The following is a 17547-nucleotide window of genomic DNA, read 5'->3' as shown; positions in this document are numbered from 1 at the left end:
CCCCGCCGTCTTCGTATGTCGCCTCGTAGCGGGCAGACCAGCACAGAAGTGATCGGCGAGCACGGACGATAGACGCCTCGAACGGTAGGACACCGAAGGCGAAACAGGTTCCGGTGCAATTCGATTCGCTGAAAGTTCGCTGAGACCGCGCCATGGAGCGCTCGCCGGCACGCGCACCTTCGACCAGCCGTGCTACCCGACCGTGCCTGGGGAGCGTCCCGTCCGGCGGGTACGGTGACAAGTAACGGGCGGGACCACATGGCGGGGCCGGGGTGAGTCAGCACAAACGCTGCTCGTCGACGCCTACCATGGGTGCCGCATTACCATGAAGCGTGCTGCGGATTCCGTCATACCCGACGGGCTCGTGCGCACCGGCCCGAAAGGGCTCCGCGCACCGGCCCGACGCGGGCGGGGCCGACAATACGATGACACACCGACCAGAGGACTGACGAGACCCGTGCCTGCGCTGACACTGACGAGGTTGCTACGGATTGGTGAGGGCCGCACGGTCAAGCGGCTCGCCCATCTCGCCGATGAGGTCCTCTCGTTCGGGCCCGAGATCGAGGACCTCACCGATGTCGAGCTGCGCGCGAAGACAGACGAGTTCCGTGAGCGCTACGCAGAGGGCGAATCGCTGGACGATCTGCTGCTCGAGGCGTTCGCGGTGGCCAGGGAAGCATCTTGGCGCGTGCTGAACCAGAAGCCGTACAAGGTGCAGGTGATGGGCGCCGCCTCGCTGCACCTCGGCAATATCTCGGAGATGAAGACCGGTGAGGGCAAGACGCTCACCTCGGTGCTCGCCGCTTACCTGAACGCGCTCAGTGGTGACGGCGTCCACATCGTCACCACCAACGACTACCTCGCCAAGCGCGACTCCGAGTGGATGGGCCGCGTGCACCGTTTCCTCGGCCTCGAGGTCGGGGTGATCCTGTCCGGTATGACCCCCGCGCAGCGGCGCGTGTCCTACAACGCCGACATCACCTACGGCACCAACAACGAGTTCGGCTTCGACTACCTGCGCGACAACATGACGCACTCGCTCGACGACCTGGTGCAGCGCGGGCACAACTTCGCCGTCGTCGATGAGGTCGACTCCATCCTCATCGACGAAGCGCGCACTCCGCTGATCATCTCGGGCCCCGCGGACGCTTCCAGCAAGTGGTACGCCGAATTCGCGCGCATCGCGCCGCTGCTGAAGAAGGACCTGCATTACGAGGTCGACATCAAGAAGCGCACCATCGGCGTGCACGAGGCCGGCGTCGAGTTCATCGAGGACCAGCTCGGCATCGACAACCTCTACGAGGCAGCCAACTCGCCGCTGGTCAGCTACGTGAACAACGCCATAAAGGCCAAGGAACTCTACTCGCGCGACAAGGATTACATCGTCCGCGACGGCGAGGTCATCATCGTCGACGAGTTCACCGGACGCATCCTGGTCGGGCGCCGCTACAACGAGGGCATGCACCAGGCGATCGAGGCCAAGGAAGGCGTCGAGATCCAGCCGGAGAACCAGACCCTGGCCACGATCACGCTGCAGAACTACTTCCGCCTCTACGACAAGCTCTCGGGCATGACCGGTACCGCCGAAACCGAAGCGGCCGAGCTGCACTCGATCTACGCCCTCGGCGTGGTGCCGATCCCGACGAACAAGCCGATGATCCGTGCGGACCAGTCGGACCTGATCTACAAGACCGAAGAGGCCAAGTTCGCCGCCGTCGTGGACGACGTCATCGAGCGGCACGAAAAGGGTCAGCCGGTGCTGATCGGTACCACCAGCGTCGAGCGCTCGGAGTACCTGTCCAAGCAGTTCGTCAAGCGCGGCATCCCGCATAACGTGCTGAACGCGAAGTTCCACGAGAAGGAAGCCGAGATCATCGCCGAGGCCGGTCGGCCGGGCGCGGTCACCGTGGCGACCAATATGGCCGGTCGTGGCACCGACGTCGTGCTCGGCGGCAACCCGGACATCATCACCGACATCATCCTGCGCAAGGAGGGCCTGGATCCGGTCGAGACACCGGACGAGTACCAGGCCGCGTGGCTGCCGACGCTCAAGCGGGTCAAGGAGACGACCGCCGAGGACGCAGAGGCGGTGCGCGATGCGGGCGGCCTGTATGTGCTCGGCACCGAACGGCACGAATCGCGCCGCATCGACAACCAGCTGCGCGGTCGTTCCGGCCGTCAGGGTGACCCTGGCGAATCCCGGTTCTACCTGTCCCTCGGCGACGAGCTGATGCGCCGCTTCAACGGTGCGGCGCTGGAATCGATCATGACCAGGCTGAATCTGCCCGACGATGTGCCGATCGAGGCGAAGATGGTCTCCAAGGCCATCAAGAGCGCGCAGACGCAGGTCGAGCAGCAGAACTTCGAGATCCGCAAGAACGTGCTCAAGTACGACGAGGTGATGAATCAGCAGCGCACCATCATCTACGGCGAGCGCAACAGGATCCTGCGTGGTGAGGACATGGAGGGCCAGGTCGAGAGCATGATCACCGACGTGGTCACCGCCTATGTCGACGGCGCCACCGCCGAGGGGTACGTGGAGGACTGGGATCTGGACAAGCTGTGGGCGGCGTTGAAGACGCTGTACCCGGTGCACATCGACTACAAGGCACTGACCGGCGAGACCACGGTCGGCGAGGCCGGTGACCTGTCCAAGGAGGAGCTGGCCGAGGCGCTGCTCGACGACGCGCACGACGCCTACCAGAAGCGCGAAGAAGAGATCGACGGCATCGCGGGCGAGGGCAGCATGCGCAATCTCGAACGCCAGGTGCTGCTTTCGGTGCTCGACCGTAAGTGGCGCGAGCACCTCTACGAGATGGACTACCTCAAGGAGGGCATCGGCCTGCGCGCGATGGCGCAGCGCGATCCGCTCGTCGAATACCAGCGCGAGGGCTTCGACATGTTCGCCGCGATGCTCGAGGGCTTGAAGGAGGAGTCGGTCGGCTTCCTGTTCAACCTGCAGGTCGAGGTCCAGCAGCCACAGCCCGAGGGTGTTTCGGTCGATACGGGCTTGCGCTCCCCGGTGGGTGCCATGTCGGCACCCCGTCCGCTGCCGACCCAGGAGGCCCCGCCCGCCAACGGTGCACCTGCCGCGTTGCGCGCCAAGGGCATTGATGACTCCGGCCCCCGCGGCTTCCACTATTCGGGCCCCACCGAGGACGGCCACACCGAGGTGCACAACGACGCCGAAGAGTACGGCGACGGCACCACCCGCCGCGAACGCCGCGAAGCGGCCCGCGGTCAGGACAGGCCGAAGCGCGCACCGAAGACGCGCCGCAGGCACTGAGGGTCATAGCCCGGTACTGAGTCGAACGACGAAGGCGCCCATGGACATCGGTCCATGGGCGCCTTCGTAGTATCGGGCCCGGCAGCACATCGGTGAACGTCTCTTCGGCTCTCGGCGTCACCGGCCGAGGCGGATCCAGTGCTTGCGGTGTTCGCCACGCATCCTCAGGATTCGGCCCCGGCGAGGAAAGTGGACATGTTGGCGGGCCGAGCGAAGGTGTCCGCGAAGCTGTCGGCCAGTGCGACCTCCAGTGCCGCGGTGAGCATCAGCCTCTGCATCGCAGGCGGTGGATCGAGCAGAGCCGTCGTCCAGCGCGCGGCCGGATGGGCGATGTCGGCGAGCCATGGCGCCGCGGTCGCGTGCATCCAGTCACGGTCGTACGGGCCGTCGGGGTTGTCCAGAATCGTATTGCCGTAGTGGATTCCGCAATGGACGGCGTTGTTCGCGCCCTGCGCGCCGCTCGGATCCATCCGGCACACGATATCGGCGCCGCCGAGCACCAGTCGGCCGGACGGCAGGGTGCCGATCGGCTGGCGCATCACCGGAGTCACCCCGCCGACAAGGGTGGCCCCGCTGTCGGTCAGCTCGGCATCGCGATAGCGATCGGCGAACGCTGCCGGCAGATAGCGCTCCAGCAGTTCTTTGGTCTGCCGCAGGCGTTCGACCGACGTGCTCAACGGGCTGAAGACATCGAGTTCGCGCCCTGGCTTGGCCGCGAAAAGCAGCATCTCGCACCGCCGCTCGCGCCCGGGCTGTCCGGTCAGCCCGGGATAGGAGACCAACTCACCGAGTTCGGGAAGCGCCACATACGTTCCGAGGTCATCCTGTTCGGGCTGGACACCATCCAGGTACAGCACCGAAAGCTGACGTTGCGGCGCGGCAGGCACCGTCCACGCCGGGTCGTCCGGAAAACATGCCGCGAGGTCGCGCGAGGCCCTGGTGACGACCGTCAGATCATATTCTGCGGCCCTTCGGTCGACGTCTTCCAGCGAAAGGTCGGTGATCTGCAGATCTCCACCCGCGGCGAGGAAATCCGTGATCCACCTGGCGAATACCGTCCGCTGGTCGACACTCTGCGCGGGCCGACCGAAGTGCCCCGACCACCCGGCAATCGCGTTTCGCTCGACAACCAGGTTGAATCGGATGCCCTTGATCTCAGGGGCGGTCGAGCGCCAATGCCCCAGGCCCGCCGCCGCTTCGAGATCCAGTGTGTACGGAAACTTGACCTGCGTGCTTGTCACCGAGCCGGACAGGATTGCCTCGGCGCTGCGGTCGGCGACGAGAGTGACCGGCATGCCGCCGTCGAGCAACCGACGGGCCAAGGGCAGACCACATTCACCAGCGCCCAATACCTGCACGTGTTTCACGTTGACTCCTTTTTACTACCGATTTGGTTCGTGGTCGTGACGACAGGCACGTCATGTCCACAGCCGCCGACACGGTAGCGGCGGTAAGTTCTCCCACAGGTCATCGTCGATCGTCACGATTGCCCCGGTTCCAGCCGCCGCCGCGGCGAACCGGACGGCGATCGCGCTGTCGTCCTGATAGTCGAACTCGACCACCGAACTGGTGAATCGCACGTGGATATGACACGAGTCGGTTTCCTGTTCACGCACCTCGCCGGGGTCCTTCTGCAGGCATTTCGCTGTTCTCCGACGATGTGTCGGGCTTGTCTTCACACGGCGCGTACCTGGTGATGGTCGCCACACCGGTGAATCTCCAACAGTCGCCCAATAGGTGCGTCGGAAACATCGGTAAATGTCCGAAACGGCTACTGACGGTCGACCGTCGAACGTACGTAGGTGGTCCGGCGACGATCACCGTTTCGCGCACGTCGAGTTTGAGGTGCCCGCGGCGCGACCAGCAGGTATGCTGCACGGACATGTTGGGGCCGGGCGCTGGAGCTCAACCAGCCATCAATGATTTTGTCGGTAGAGAGCGTGAACTCGAGCGGATCGTGACGCTGCTACTCGGCCCCGCCCGCCTGCTCACGTTGATCGGTTCGGGCGGAATCGGGAAGACCAGGCTTGCCGCGGTGGTAGGACACCGGCTCCGGAAGACGCAGCGGGTTCCGGTCCACTGGGTGCGCCTCGCGCGGCTGACCAAGGGCGCCGATGCCGCTGCGGTCGAGGAAGAGGTCGTGCGATCGGTGGTCGACGGTGACTTCTCCGGCCGATCGGCGTGGCAGGCTCTGATCGATTCACTCGGTCGCTCGGACACCGTCGGCCGTGGTGGGCAAACCGTACTGGTGATGGACAATTGCGAGCACGTGCTGGACGGGGCCGGTGCGGTCATCAGCGCAATGCTCGACGCGGTGCCCGGCCTGACTGTGCTTGCGACCAGCCGCGAGGCGATCGGATGGATCGACGAACAGTTGGTTCAGATCCCGCCGCTGTCGCACACCCAGGCGCTTGCACTGTTCCGTCAGCGCGCCTCGCTGACCGGTCACATCATCGGAGACGACCAAGTGGCAGTGGCGGAGGCGATCTGCCGACACGTGCACAATCATCCGCTGCACATTCAACTGGCCGCTGCCAGGCTGCGGTATCAGCCGCTGTCGCTGATCCTGCGCGACCTCAACGGCGAGGGCGCCGATCGCCGGTTGCGTTGGTCTCCCGGCCCCCGGGTCGGTACCGAGGAACGGCATCGGGGTATCGGCGATGTCATCGCGTGGTCGTTCGATCTGTGCGGCCCGAAAGAACGCCTGCTCTTCGAGAGAATGTCGGTGTTCGCCGCGGGATACGACATCAATCCGGATGACACGGACAGCATTTCGGCCCTCGATGTGGGGGCCGACCTGGAAGCGATCGAAGCGGTGTGCGCCGACACCGAGGCGGACGGTCTCCCGTCGGAGGAGATCGAGGGACTACTGGAGCGCCTGGTGGATCGGTCTTTGGTACTGATCCATCTCGGTGCCGACGTGGCGCGGTATTCGCTGCTCGAGAGCTTCCGGGTCTTTGCCAAGCAGCGCTCGAGCGAGCGGGCGGACGGTGAGTGGGCACGGCTGTCCGCCCGGCACCGCCGCTACTACCGGGACAAGGTCATCGAGGCCGGAGCCGGCTGGGCGAGTACGCGCGAACAGCAGCTGCTGAACTGGGCCCGCGCGGCCAATGCCAACCTGCGGTGTGCCATCGATAGCAGTCTGGCCGAGCCGGGACAGGCGGTGGACGGCCTCGAGATCGCCACCGGACTCATCGCATTGCGTATCCCGTTTCTACAGGGCTCGCTGCGTGAGTCCCGGCAATTGGCCGAGCGAACACTGGCGGCCACCCGAGCGGCCGGGCTCGGGCCGCTCGAGCTCCAGGTATCGGCGATGGCTCTCATAGGCTGGGTTTCGCTGTGCCAGGGCCTACCCGACGATGCCGAGCGCATGCTGGACGAATGCGTGCGCGTCTGCGTCGCAGACCCTGGTGCTCAGGCTGCGTGGCGGCAGGATCCGACGGTCGATCTCGGGCTGCCGGCCTCGGTGGAGTTCTTATGGGGCAGCACATTGCTACTTACGCATGGCGATGTCCGCGCGCTGACGGTGCTGTCGCGTGCCCGCGAGAAATTCACAGCAGCCGCTGACCTCGGCGGCGCCACGATGAGCGAGCTGTTCGAGTCGCTGGCCGCCGCCTTCTATGGCACTGCCGAGCAGGCGCTCGATGTCACGCATCGGCATCTCGGCACCATCGGTCGATCCGGACCGCAGTGGGCGACATCGTGGGCCGAGCTGGCCCGGGCGATTGCATTGACAAGGCACGGAGATCCCGATCAGGCCGCCGCTATCGGTCACAAGGCCCTGACCTGGCAGATCGGGATGCGAGATCAGTGGGGCGTGGTGTGGGCGGTGCACATTCGCGGCTGGACGCTGGCCCGGATGATCGTCGACCAGGCCGCAGCGCCGGGCGGAGATTCGGATTCCGTCGAGAACTGGGCACGGGAAATCGCCTGGTTGAGTGGAGCGGGCACGGCTTTGCGCGAGCAGATCGGTGTCGACCTGGCCAACCTCGTGCCCTTCGCGGCAGAAACCGAGAAGGCGATCCAGATAGCGCAAAACGCGCTCGGCGAGCATGCCTTCGACAGCGCGGAACGAGAGGGTCGGCTGGTGCGTCCGGCGCTGGAAGAGGCGGCACGGCTCGCACTGGGAACGCTGTCTCTCGACCGGTTGCCTGCGGACCACCCCGCCCGGCAGGACCGTCCTTCGCCGTGGCAGGACCTCTCCGCCGCCGAGCAGCACGTTGCCGTACTGGCCGCGGCGGGATGGACCAACGCGGCGATCGCGACCCGCCGCGGCAGTTCCTACCGAACCGTGGATACCCAAGTCGCTACGGTGCTGCATAAGCTGATGATCAGTTCCCGCACCGAAATCCTCCCGCTGCTTCCCGCTGATCAGCGGGATCGGGCCGTGCGGGAATCCGAAAAAAGGCCACGCCGCTGATCGTGCACGGGATCAACACAATCCTGTTGGATACCGCGGTCAATCTCTGGGGGTTGTCCAGGAGTCGTTCGAGTTCAGGGCGGTGAGTAGCAGGCGGATCGCGGCCACACGCCGCTCCTTGCCGGGAAGTTTGTCCAAGGCGCATTCAGGGTCGGTGGGCGGACCGAGGTGGGTGCAGCCGCGTGGACAGTCCTCGATTGCCGCGGCGAGGTCGCTGAAGGCGGCGACCACATCGTCGGGCCCGATGTGCGCAAGGCCGAAGGAGCGGATGCCGGGGGTGTCGATCACCCAGCCGCCCGCGGGCAGCGGCAGCGCGACGGATTGGGTCGAGGTGTGCCGTCCCTTGCCGACGCCGGAGACCACACCCACGGCGCGATACGCGTCAGGGACAAGACGATTCACCAACGTCGACTTGCCGACTCCCGAGTGCCCGATGAGTGCGGTGAGGCGGCCGTCGAGCAGCTCGTTGACCGGCTCGAGCGCGTCATCGATGCCGCCGTAGACGATCGTGAGGTCGAGACCGTCGAAGAGCGAGGCGAATTCGGATTCGGCGTCCAGATCGTGTTTGGTCAGGCACAGAATCGGTTGCAGCCCACCGGCATACGCGGCGACCATGGCGCGCTCCACGAAACCGGTGCGCGGCGGCGGGTCGGCGAGGGCGACAACGATGAACAGCTGTTCGGCATTGCCGACCACGATCCGCTCGAAAGGATCGGTGTCATCGGCGGTGCGGCGCAACACCGTTCGGCGATCGGTGACCCGGACGATTCTGGCGAGGCTGTCGGTCTTGCCCGACACGTCGCCGACCACGTCGACCAGGTCGCCGACCACGATCGGTGTCCGGCCGAGTTCGCGTGCGCGCATGGCGACGATCGGGCGGTTCGGGTCGCCGCCGAGCACACAACCCCACCGTCCGCGGTCCACCGCGACAACCATCGCCGATTCCGCATCATTGTGTTGCGGACGGGTTTTCGTTCGAGGCCGCGAAGCCCGACCCGGGCGCACCCGGACGTCGGATTCGTCGTATTCGCGACGCTTCAGTGCGTCACTCCCTGGCTGGAGAGCGTCGGATCGAGCATCTGTTCCCACAGCGACACGAACCCCGGCAACGTCTTCGCCGTCGTGCCGATGTCTTCGATCTCGATGCCGGGCACCCGCAGTCCGAGAATTGCTCCCGCCGTTGCCATTCGGTGGTCGGCGTAGGAGTGCCAGACGCCTCCGTGCAGCGGCGCCGGTGTGATTTCCAGGCCGTCCTCGGTCTCGGTGACATTGCCGCCGAGCCGGTTGATCTCGGTGGACAGTGCCGCGAGGCGATCGGTCTCATGGCCGCGCAGATGCGCGATGCCGCGCAGTCGAGACGGCGAATCCGCCAGTGCGGCAAGGGCGGCGACCGTCGGGGTCAGCTCACCGACGTCGTGCAGGTCGATATCGATACCGGCGAGCCGCTCCGGCCCTCGCACGGTGAGCACGCCATCGAAGCGGCTCGTCTCCGCGCCCATCCGGACCAGGATTTCCCGGATCACATCGCCGGGCTGGGTGGTGATCCGCGGCCAGTGCGGGATCCGGACCTCGCCGCTGGTGATCGCGGCCGCGGCAAGGAACGGTGTGGCATTGGACAGATCGGGCTCGATATCCCAATCCACCGCGTGGATCGGGCCCGGCGGCACGATCCAGGTCTGTGCTTTGCGGCTGTCCGCGGGAGCCTCGACCGCGACGTCGGCGCGACGCAGCATCTCCACGGTCATCTCGATATGCGGCATCGAGGGCAGTGCCTTGCCGTCGTGATGCAGGATCAGGCCTTCGTCGAACCGGGCCGCCGAGAGCAGTAGTCCCGAGACGAACTGCGAGGAGCCGGACGCGTCGATGGTGACGTTGCCGCCACGCAGCGCGCCCTTGCCGTGCACGGTGAACGGCATGGCGGTTCCGTCGATATCGGCACCGAGCCCGCGCAGCGCGTCCAGGATGGTGCCCAGCGGCCTGGCGCGAGCCTGCTCATCACCGTCGAACGCCACATTGCCGCTCGCCAGCGCCGCCACCGGCGGCAGAAACCGCATCACGGTGCCCGCGAGTCCGCAGTCGACGGTTCCGCCGCCCAGGGGAGCGGGCGTGACGGTCAACGTATCGCCGTCGCCCTCGATGACCGCGCCCATGGCGCGCAGCGCACCGATCATCAGGTTGGTATCGCGGCTGCGCAGCGCACCGGTGATCGTCGAGGGTCCCTCGGCGAGTGCGGCCAGAATCAGGGCTCGATTGGTAATGGATTTAGATCCGGGCAAGGTCACGGTCGCGTGCACGGGGACATCGACATGGGGCGCTGGCCAGAAACTCACTCGTCCATCTTCGCCCATCGCACCAAGAGACACACGGGCGGCTGTGTTTTTGGCGACGCCTGCGGCGTCACGTGTTCGCGGCCCCCTTGGTCTCGCTTCCGACCAGTCGAGACTCGCGCCTTCGGCGCATGCGCTTCGACCGCTCGGACGCGAGACGGGCCGCGAACTCTAGTGCTCGGTCTCGCTTCGCTCGGAATACGGGGTCGTGCCTTGTGGGCGCGTAAGTCCGGCCACAAGCGCTTGTCGGATGACTGGCGCGTTGTGGCCGGGCGGTATCCAGGTTTATGTCGGCGGCGAGGGCGGTTCGACTTACTTGTGGCGGCCGTGCAGGAAGGGCACCACCTTGCGGAGCAGTTTCATGGTTGAGTCGGTGCGGGAGTAGCTGAGCAGGGCCATGCCGGGGATGGCGAAGCGCTGCACCGCAATCGCGTGTGGGCGGGAGAATTCGCGCAGGCCGGGCTCGCCGTGGATGCGGCCGATGCCGGATTCGCCGACGCCGCCGAAGGGCAGTCCCGCGATGGCGGCGAAGGCGAGCACCGAGTTGACCGAGGTGGCGCCCACGCGCAGCCTGCGGGCGATCTCCAGGCCGTTCTTCTTCGAGTACACCGCCGAGGACAGGCCGTATTTGGACTTGTTGGCCAGTTCGACCGCCTCGTCGACGCTGTCAACGGTGCGAATGGTGATGGTCGGGCCGAAGGTCTCCTCGCATACCGCCTCGGAGCTCTCGTCCACGTCGACGAGCACGACCGGCTCGATGAACGGGGCCTTGACGGATTCCGGTCCGCCGAGCACGGCGGTGCCGCCGTTCTTCAGCGCGTCCTCGATGTGGCGGCGCACGATGTCGACCTGGCTCGGCATGGTCATCGGGCCATAGGAGGCGCCGGTACCGGATCCGGGCTTGATGTCGGTCAGGATGCGCTTGACCTCGGCGACGAAGGCTTCGCTCACCGAACGATCCACGTACACGCGTTCCACACCGGCGCAGGTCTGGCCGCTGTTGGCGGTGGCACCCCATGCGACCGCGTCGGCGGCGGCCTTGACGTCGGCGTCACCCGCGACGATCACCGCGTCCTTGCCGCCGCATTCCAGCAGCACCGGGGTCAGGGTGTCCGCGGCGGCGGCCATGATCCGCTTGCCGGTCGCGGTGGATCCGGTGAACGCGAGCTTGTCCACACCGGAGGTGACCAGCGCGGCACCGGTGGCGCCGAAACCATTGATGGTCTCGAAGACGCCCTCCGGCAGTTCCGGATTGGCTTTCTTGAACGCGTCGGAGAGGAAATTGCCTATGCCGGTGGAGAATTCGCTCGGCTTGAACACCACGGTGTTACCAGCGGCAAGCGCATAGGCGATGGAGCCGTTCGGGGTGTAGACCGGGTAGTTCCACGGGCCGATCACACCGACGACGCCGAGCGGGCGCTGCTCGATGCGGGCGGCGAAGTTCGACATCAGCACGCCTGGGTAGATCTTCTTGGGCGAGAGGAACTTCTTGGCGTTCTTCGCGGCCCACGCGATGTGTTCGAGGGCGAGCATCAGCTCGAGGAAGGCGTCGTCGAGCGGCTTGCCGTTTTCCCTGTGGATCAGCGCGCAGAATTCGTCGGAGCTCGTGACCAGCTGGGTCGACCAGCGCAGCAGGTGCTTGCGGCGCTGCTCGAAGCTCAACGTGCCCCAGGTCGCGGCGGCGGTGCGGGCCTTGGCCACTGCCGCGTGCACCGCGTCGGCGTCGGCGACGATGTGCGTGGCGATGACCTCGCCCGTGGCAGGGTCGACCGACGTCAGCGCCGTGTCGGGCGCGGCCGGGGTGGTCTCGATGGTGGTCACGGTAGGTCTCTCCTCTTGCCGGTAACGGCGGCCGGATATGGCGGTCGGTGCGCGTGCGGTAACGAGCGGCGTAAGTTACCACCCATTCCTTGAGAGAATGTTATGCCAGAACTCTCACAAGGTCACCAACTACCTATTAATTGTTCCCGACTCTGTCGGCCTTCGGTGGGAGTATCGACATATGTGCGGACGATATGCGACGACCACCGATTCCGGCCGGCTTGCCGTCGAGCTGGACGCCATCGATGAGACAGATACCGGCACCGACGCGCGCAGCGGCGGATTCACCAACTACAACGTCGCGCCGACAACTCAGGTCCTGACCGTTGTAGAGCGCCACGAGCACGGAAACAACGAAGACGATCCCCAGCTGCGGATCCGGCGGATGCGCTGGGGTCTCATTCCGGTGTGGACCAAGACCGCCGAGCCCGGCGTGCCGGTCAAGGGCAAGCCGCTGTTCAATGCCCGCGCCGACAAGGCGGCCACTACCGCGTCGTTCCGCGACGCCGTGAAATACCGGCGCTGCCTGGTCCCGATGGATGGTTGGTACGAATGGGTCGTCGAGCCGGATGCGCTCGGCGGCGCCAAGGGCAAGGTGGCCAAGCATCCGTTCTACATGTCGGCCGCTGACGGTTCCACGCTGTATATGGCCGGTCTGTGGTCGGTGTGGCGCGATCGCTCGCTGGAGCAGAGCCGGCCGCTGTTGTCGTGCACGATTCTGACCACTGACGCGGTCGGCGATCTGACGCGTATCCACGACCGGATGCCGCTGCCGATGCCGAGGCAACACTGGGACGCCTGGCTCGATCCGGATCACCCCGCGCCTGCCACGCTGCTCGAGACCCCGAGCGCCGACGTGGTGTCCGGGATCGTGGCACGCCCGGTGCCCGATCTGGTCAACAGCGTGCGCAACAACGGTCCGGAACTGCTGGCCGAGGTCTCGGGTGGCTCGGCGGATGCGGAGCAGACCGGGCAGATCAGCCTGTTGTGATCGCCCGGCCTGTCGGTGTAGGCGGCGGCGGTTCGGTGTAGCTAGCGGCGGTTCAGAGCGAGCCGCACTTGACGCTCGGCACCGCGATGTTCAGCCCGCACTTGATGGTGCCGGTGATCAGGTCGATGACCTTGGTGGTTAGACCACCGCCGAGCTTCTCGGCCTTGTCGGCCCTTTCATCCTTTTTCGGGGTGCCCTCTTTGCTCGGCGCGTCGTCGGTGCCCTGCCCGTCGAACGGGAAGTCGCCGATCTGTGTCACCGAGGGTCGGTCCGGAGCGGCGGCGGCCGTCGGAGCTTGTAGCGCAACCGAACCAAGGGCTAGGACCAGCGCACCGAACAGGGAGACGATCATGGTGCGCAGAGACATTTCGCATCACATCCTCGGGGTCGGACGAATCTGGGTCCATCAAGTAACGCACAGGTAGCCCGAAATTCGCGTCAATTACACGGACGCGACCGGCGCGGTGACCGCGTTGGTCAGCCGGACGAGATCAGCGGGCGCGAGGTCGATCTCCAGACCACGCCGCCCCGCACTGCACAGCATCCGATCCCAGGTGAGCGCCGAGGCGTCCACCACGGTCGGCAGCAGCTTGCGCTGCCCGAGCGGCGAAATGCCGCCGAGCACATAACCGGTGACCCGCTCGGCCTTGGCCTTGTCGGCCATCGTGGCTTTGGGCGCGCCGAGTGCCGCGGCAGCTGCCTTGAGCGACAACGTATTCGGCACCGGAAGCACCGCGACGGCCAACGTTCCCGTGGACAGCTCGAGCACCAGGGTCTTGAAGATCTGCGCGGCGTCGAGGCCGAGCTGTCCCGCGAGCGCCTCGACCGCCTCGGCGCCAAAGGAATCGGCGCGCGGATCGTGGGAGTAGGCGTGCACCCGGTGGTCGACGCCGGCCTCGGCCAGGGTGCGGATCGCGGGGGTCGAGGCTCCTGCCATGCCGGACACCCTAGCCGCGCCACGCCACGGGTGGACATGGCTTTTTCGATGCCGAGGCGTTGCCGTGGGAACACAGCCGGGGCCACGTCTGTTGACGGAAATACACAAGCAGCCTTGTGCACGACGCGAAGGAGATGTCGGGTGCCCGTTCTGATCGAGGAACGTCCGGTGTGGACCGAGGTGTCGCCGACGAATGACCGGTTCTCATTCGATATGCCGTTGCCGGTAGATTTGGCAGGTACGGCAATCGAAGGGACAGGTGTGACGAGCGACGACGATGTGGTGACCGACGGTGAGGTCGGCGCCGCGGTCGACGAAACCGCGCTGGCACAGCGGTTCGAGCGGGACGCGCTCCCGATGCTCGACCAGCTGTACGGCGCCGCGCTGCGCATGACCAGGAACCCGGCCGACGCCGAGGACCTGGTTCAGGAGACCTACGTCAAGGCGTTCCAGGGGTTCAAGTCCTTCAAGGAGGGCACCAACCTGCGCGCCTGGCTGTACCGGATCCTGACCAACACCTATATCAACTCTTACCGCAAGAAGCAGCGTCAGCCCGCGCAGTATCCGACCGACGAGATCAGCGACTGGCAGCTCGCGGCCACCGCCGAGCACACCTCGCAGGGTCTGCGTTCGGCCGAGGTCGAGGCGCTGGACGCGCTGCCGGACGACGACATCAAGGCCGCGCTACAGGAGCTGCCGGAGGAGTTCCGGATGGCGGTGTACTACGCCGACGTCGAGGGCTTCCCGTATAAGGAAATCGCCGACATCATGGGCACCCCCATCGGTACGGTGATGTCCCGATTGCATCGCGGTCGCAAGCAGCTCAAGAGTTTGCTCGCGGATGTGGCGCGCGAACGTGGATTCAACCGCAACGAGCCGGAACGCCAGGAGGTCAAGCAGTGAGTACGGAGCGGGACCCCGATATGGAGCTCGACTGCACGGCGGTGCTCGCCGATGTGTGGTTGATGCTCGACGGCGAATGCGACGCCGCGACCCGAGCTCGGCTGCAGCATCACATGGACCACTGCTCGCCATGCATCGAGGCCTATGGCATCGAGGAGAAGGTCAAGGGTCTGCTGAGCCGCAAATGCGGTGGCGACCGCGCCCCGGATTCACTGCGTGAGCGGCTGACCGTCGAGTTCCGTCGGACGGTGACGATCACCAATGTCGAGTCGCCGCAGGCAACCGAATCTTGATCGAGGGCAACCCCGGAAACGACTGAGCGGCACGCCCTTCCGTCACGGAGGAGCGTGCCGCTCAGATGCTATCGGCACAACGGCTCAGGCGTTTGGCCTCTTGCCGTGATTTGCTGCGTTGCCCTTGCGGCTGCGCTTCTTACGACCACGCTTACCCATCAGTAGTCTCCCTTCTGTTGAAGGCCATTGTTTCATGTGTGGTTGGCTGTAGCTTCAGCGGATACAGCGCCGACTAGCGAATGGGGTGTTATGGCTGAGGAAGTGCGCGCGGAGATGGTGTCGACTGTACTCACCGTCGAAGTGTCCGTTGGCGACAAAGTGCACCACGACCAGACCCTGGTGCTGCTCGAGTCCATGAAGATGGAGATCCCGGTGCTTACCGAGATCGATGGTGAGGTCACCTCGATCGCCGTCGAGCCCGGCCAGGTACTGAAGCAGGGCGACCTGATCGCCGTCATCTCCTGATCGAACCGAAGCGGTAGACCGAACATGGCGACACTGAGCGAGCTCCTTGCCGAGCACACCGATCTACCCGGCGTCGCTGTAGACCATCTGCAGCGGGTGGTCGGGGACTGGCAACTGCTTGCCGACCTCTCCTTCGCCGACCTGTTGTTGTGGGTCGGAGCGGGTCCCATTACCGATGGTGCGGACATAGTCTGCGTCGCGCAGTGCCGCCCGACGACGGCGCACACCACACACCCGGAGGATCGAGTCGGCGGGCTTGCGCTCAAGGCCGAACACCCGCAGGTGTTCGACGCACTGGTGACCGGCAAGATCGTGCGCTCCGACAGCGACGTCGAGGCCGAAGGGGTCTATCACCCACAGCAGGTGCACTCGCTGCGCGAGGCCATCCCGGTGCTCTGTGGCGACGATGTGATCGCGGTGCTCAGCCGGGATACCGACCTGCAGCGGTCTCGGGTGCGCAGCACCCTGGAGATCGCGTACGTGGCCTGTGCGGATGATCTGTGCCAGATGATCGCCGACGGCACTTTCCCGACCACCGAGGATCGGGCGGCGACCCATTCCAGCCCGCGCGCGGGCGACGGTTTCATCAGGCTCGATACCGAAGGCATCGTCGTCTACGCGAGCCCGAATGCCTTGTCGGCCTATCACCGGATGGGTCTGCAAGCGGATCTGGCCGGTCAGGATCTCGCCGTGACCACGCGGTCGCTGATCACCGACCCGTTCGACGCGCAAGAGGTGGTCGGCGATATCCAGGCCGCGCTCGCGGGCCGGACCGGGCGTCGGATGGAGGTCGAGGCGCGCGGGGCCACTGTGCTGCTGCGCACCCTTGTGCTGCGTCCGCACGGTGAGCTGGCCGGTGCCGCGGTGCTGGTGCGTGACGTCACCGAGGTCAAACGCAGGGACCGGGCGTTGCTCAGCAAGGACGCGACCATCAGGGAGATCCACCACCGGGTCAAGAACAATCTGCAGACGGTGGCCGCGCTGTTGCGGCTGCAAGCGCGCCGCACCGAGAACGAGGAGGCGCAGGTCGCGCTGACCGAGTCGGTGCGCAGGGTCACCTCGATCGCATCCGTGCACGAGATGCTGTCGATGTCGGTTGACGAGGAGGTCGATCTCGACGAGGTCGTCGACCGGCTGCTGCCGATCATGGCCGACGTCGCCACCGTGCACACCGCCCGAATCAAGGTGCGCAGATCCGGTTCGCTCGGTGTCTTCTCCGCGGAGCGGGCGACACCACTGGTGATGGTGCTGACCGAACTGGTGCAAAACGCCATCGAGCACGCCTTCGATTCCGGTGAGAACGGTTCGGTGACAATCCGTTCCGAGCGGTCGGCCCGCTGGCTGGATGTGATCATCAGCGATGATGGCCGCGGCCTGCCGCCCGGTTTCAGCCTGGAGTCCTCCGACCGGCTCGGCCTGCAGATCGTGCGCACCTTGGTCACCGCCGAATTGGGTGGCTCGATCGGCCTGCATCCCGGCGCGGACATCGGTACCGACGCGGTGTTGCGAGTTCCGTTGGGCCGGCGCTCGGGTCGCTGATGCTCCCCATCGCGAAACGAAGATCATTGGTGGTCAATTGGTTTCGGGCACAAAATAGCCCGGCACCTTGTGGGTGCCGGGCTTGACGCGTTACCAGGCCGGGCTGAATGGCCCGGTAACGCCGATCGTCTGGTGGATCAGACGACAGTGCGGGTACGGGTGCGCGCGTTGCGACGCTTGAGCGCGCGGCGCTCGTCTTCACTCATTCCACCCCACACGCCGGCATCCTGCCCGGACTTCAGGGCCCAGGACAGGCAGTCGGCGGTGACGGGGCAGCGAGCGCAGACCAGCTTGGCATCGGCAATCTGCGCGAGCGCAGGACCACTGTTACCCACCGGGAAGAACAGCTCAGGGTCCTCATCGCGACAGATGGCCTTGTGGCGCCAGTCCATTCCTCTGCTCCTTTGCTGGACGCCCCAAAAAGGGCGCCTACGGTTTGTGGATCGTTCACTTGTGCGACTCGAATGTTTCCGCACGGTTGCTTGTGAATGCTTTCACGAACACCGTAGATGTCAATAGGTATCTGGTGCACCGTGGGGAAGCTCACGCTCTGAGATCCCCCTAG

16 protein-coding genes are annotated in these 17547 nt (G+C 65.8%); 7 read left to right on the top strand and 9 right to left on the bottom strand.

What is annotated here, in order from left to right; all coding sequences use genetic code 11:
- Window positions 1-457 precede the first annotated feature (457 nt).
- Complete coding sequence (secA, locus tag ACLMAJ_RS00310; RefSeq protein ID WP_412011393.1) at window positions 458-3286, top strand: preprotein translocase subunit SecA; 2829 nt, start codon at window positions 458-460, stop codon at window positions 3284-3286.
- A gap of 164 nt (window positions 3287-3450) precedes the next feature.
- Here the strand turns inward: secA and ACLMAJ_RS00305 are convergent, their stop codons facing one another.
- A complete protein-coding gene (locus tag ACLMAJ_RS00305; protein ID WP_412011392.1) occupies window positions 3451-4653 on the bottom strand; it encodes a styrene monooxygenase/indole monooxygenase family protein in 1203 nt (400 codons plus the stop codon).
- Window positions 4654-4704: 51 nt separating this feature from the next.
- Window positions 4705-4902 carry a hypothetical protein gene (locus tag ACLMAJ_RS00300; protein WP_412011391.1) on the bottom strand — a complete coding sequence of 66 codons (198 nt, stop codon included), beginning with the start codon at window positions 4900-4902 and terminating at the stop codon, window positions 4705-4707.
- A gap of 266 nt (window positions 4903-5168) precedes the next feature.
- On the opposite strand from ACLMAJ_RS00300, the gene ACLMAJ_RS00295 reads away from it, so the two are divergent.
- Window positions 5169-7706 (top strand): ATP-binding protein, encoded by a 2538-nt coding sequence (locus ACLMAJ_RS00295; protein ID WP_412011390.1) that lies wholly within the window; start codon window positions 5169-5171, stop codon window positions 7704-7706.
- Window positions 7707-7745: 39 nt separating this feature from the next.
- Here ACLMAJ_RS00295 and rsgA read toward each other — a convergent pair whose 3' ends face one another.
- The 3 genes from rsgA to ACLMAJ_RS00280 all read right to left on the bottom strand — a co-directional run bounded on the left by rsgA (window position 7746) and on the right by ACLMAJ_RS00280 (window position 11845).
- Window positions 7746-8795 carry a ribosome small subunit-dependent GTPase A gene (gene rsgA / locus ACLMAJ_RS00290; RefSeq protein ID WP_412011389.1) on the bottom strand — a complete coding sequence of 350 codons (1050 nt, stop codon included), beginning with the start codon at window positions 8793-8795 and terminating at the stop codon, window positions 7746-7748.
- Window positions 8744-10054 (bottom strand): 3-phosphoshikimate 1-carboxyvinyltransferase, encoded by a 1311-nt coding sequence (aroA, locus tag ACLMAJ_RS00285; protein WP_412011388.1) that lies wholly within the window; start codon window positions 10052-10054, stop codon window positions 8744-8746. Before aroA ends, rsgA begins: the two co-directional genes overlap by 52 nt.
- 291 nt (window positions 10055-10345) lie before the next feature.
- Window positions 10346-11845 carry an aldehyde dehydrogenase family protein gene (locus ACLMAJ_RS00280; RefSeq protein WP_479725023.1) on the bottom strand — a complete coding sequence of 500 codons (1500 nt, stop codon included), beginning with the start codon at window positions 11843-11845 and terminating at the stop codon, window positions 10346-10348.
- A gap of 190 nt (window positions 11846-12035) precedes the next feature.
- Between ACLMAJ_RS00280 and ACLMAJ_RS00275 the strand changes: the two genes are divergently transcribed.
- The gene (locus tag ACLMAJ_RS00275) at window positions 12036-12845 is read left to right on the top strand and encodes an SOS response-associated peptidase (protein ID WP_412011386.1); all 810 of its coding nucleotides are present in this window, start codon (window positions 12036-12038) and stop codon (window positions 12843-12845) included.
- A gap of 52 nt (window positions 12846-12897) precedes the next feature.
- On the opposite strand, the gene ACLMAJ_RS00270 is transcribed toward ACLMAJ_RS00275, so the two are convergent.
- Together ACLMAJ_RS00270 and ybaK are read right to left on the bottom strand one after the other, a co-directional pair.
- A complete protein-coding gene (locus tag ACLMAJ_RS00270; protein ID WP_412011385.1) occupies window positions 12898-13212 on the bottom strand; it encodes a hypothetical protein in 315 nt (104 codons plus the stop codon).
- Window positions 13213-13287: 75 nt separating this feature from the next.
- The gene (ybaK, locus tag ACLMAJ_RS00265; RefSeq protein WP_412011384.1) at window positions 13288-13782 is read right to left on the bottom strand and encodes a Cys-tRNA(Pro) deacylase; all 495 of its coding nucleotides are present in this window, start codon (window positions 13780-13782) and stop codon (window positions 13288-13290) included.
- 213 nt (window positions 13783-13995) lie between these two features.
- On the opposite strand from ybaK, the gene ACLMAJ_RS00260 reads away from it, so the two are divergent.
- Window positions 13996-14685 (top strand): sigma-70 family RNA polymerase sigma factor, encoded by a 690-nt coding sequence (locus tag ACLMAJ_RS00260; protein ID WP_479725022.1) that lies wholly within the window; start codon window positions 13996-13998, stop codon window positions 14683-14685.
- A 20-nt stretch (window positions 14686-14705) separates the two neighbouring features.
- Window positions 14706-14978, top strand: coding sequence for a mycothiol system anti-sigma-R factor (gene rsrA / locus ACLMAJ_RS00255; protein ID WP_412011988.1), 273 nt, complete (start codon window positions 14706-14708; stop codon window positions 14976-14978).
- A gap of 84 nt (window positions 14979-15062) precedes the next feature.
- Here rsrA and ACLMAJ_RS00250 read toward each other — a convergent pair whose 3' ends face one another.
- Window positions 15063-15137, bottom strand: coding sequence for a 50S ribosomal protein bL37 (locus tag ACLMAJ_RS00250; protein WP_022597109.1), 75 nt, complete (start codon window positions 15135-15137; stop codon window positions 15063-15065).
- Window positions 15138-15227: 90 nt separating this feature from the next.
- Here ACLMAJ_RS00250 and ACLMAJ_RS00245 point away from each other — a divergent pair, with 90 nt between their 5' ends.
- Both ACLMAJ_RS00245 and ACLMAJ_RS00240 read left to right on the top strand, forming a co-directional pair.
- Window positions 15228-15443 carry a biotin/lipoyl-binding carrier protein gene (locus tag ACLMAJ_RS00245; protein ID WP_412011383.1) on the top strand — a complete coding sequence of 72 codons (216 nt, stop codon included), beginning with the start codon at window positions 15228-15230 and terminating at the stop codon, window positions 15441-15443.
- 24 nt (window positions 15444-15467) lie between these two features.
- Window positions 15468-16982, top strand: a complete 1515-nt coding sequence (locus ACLMAJ_RS00240; protein WP_412011382.1) for a sensor histidine kinase — start codon at window positions 15468-15470, stop codon at window positions 16980-16982.
- 137 nt (window positions 16983-17119) lie between these two features.
- Here ACLMAJ_RS00240 and ACLMAJ_RS00235 read toward each other — a convergent pair whose 3' ends face one another.
- On the bottom strand, window positions 17120-17374 hold the full coding sequence (locus tag ACLMAJ_RS00235; protein ID WP_011211115.1) for a WhiB family transcriptional regulator: 255 nt from the start codon (window positions 17372-17374) through the stop codon (window positions 17120-17122).
- Window positions 17375-17547: the final 173 nt, after the last annotated feature.

This window comes from Nocardia arseniciresistens (assembly GCF_046764875.1).
GTDB lineage: Bacteria > Actinomycetota > Actinomycetes > Mycobacteriales > Mycobacteriaceae > Nocardia > Nocardia arseniciresistens.
This window is presented reverse-complemented; position numbering and strand designations above follow the sequence as displayed.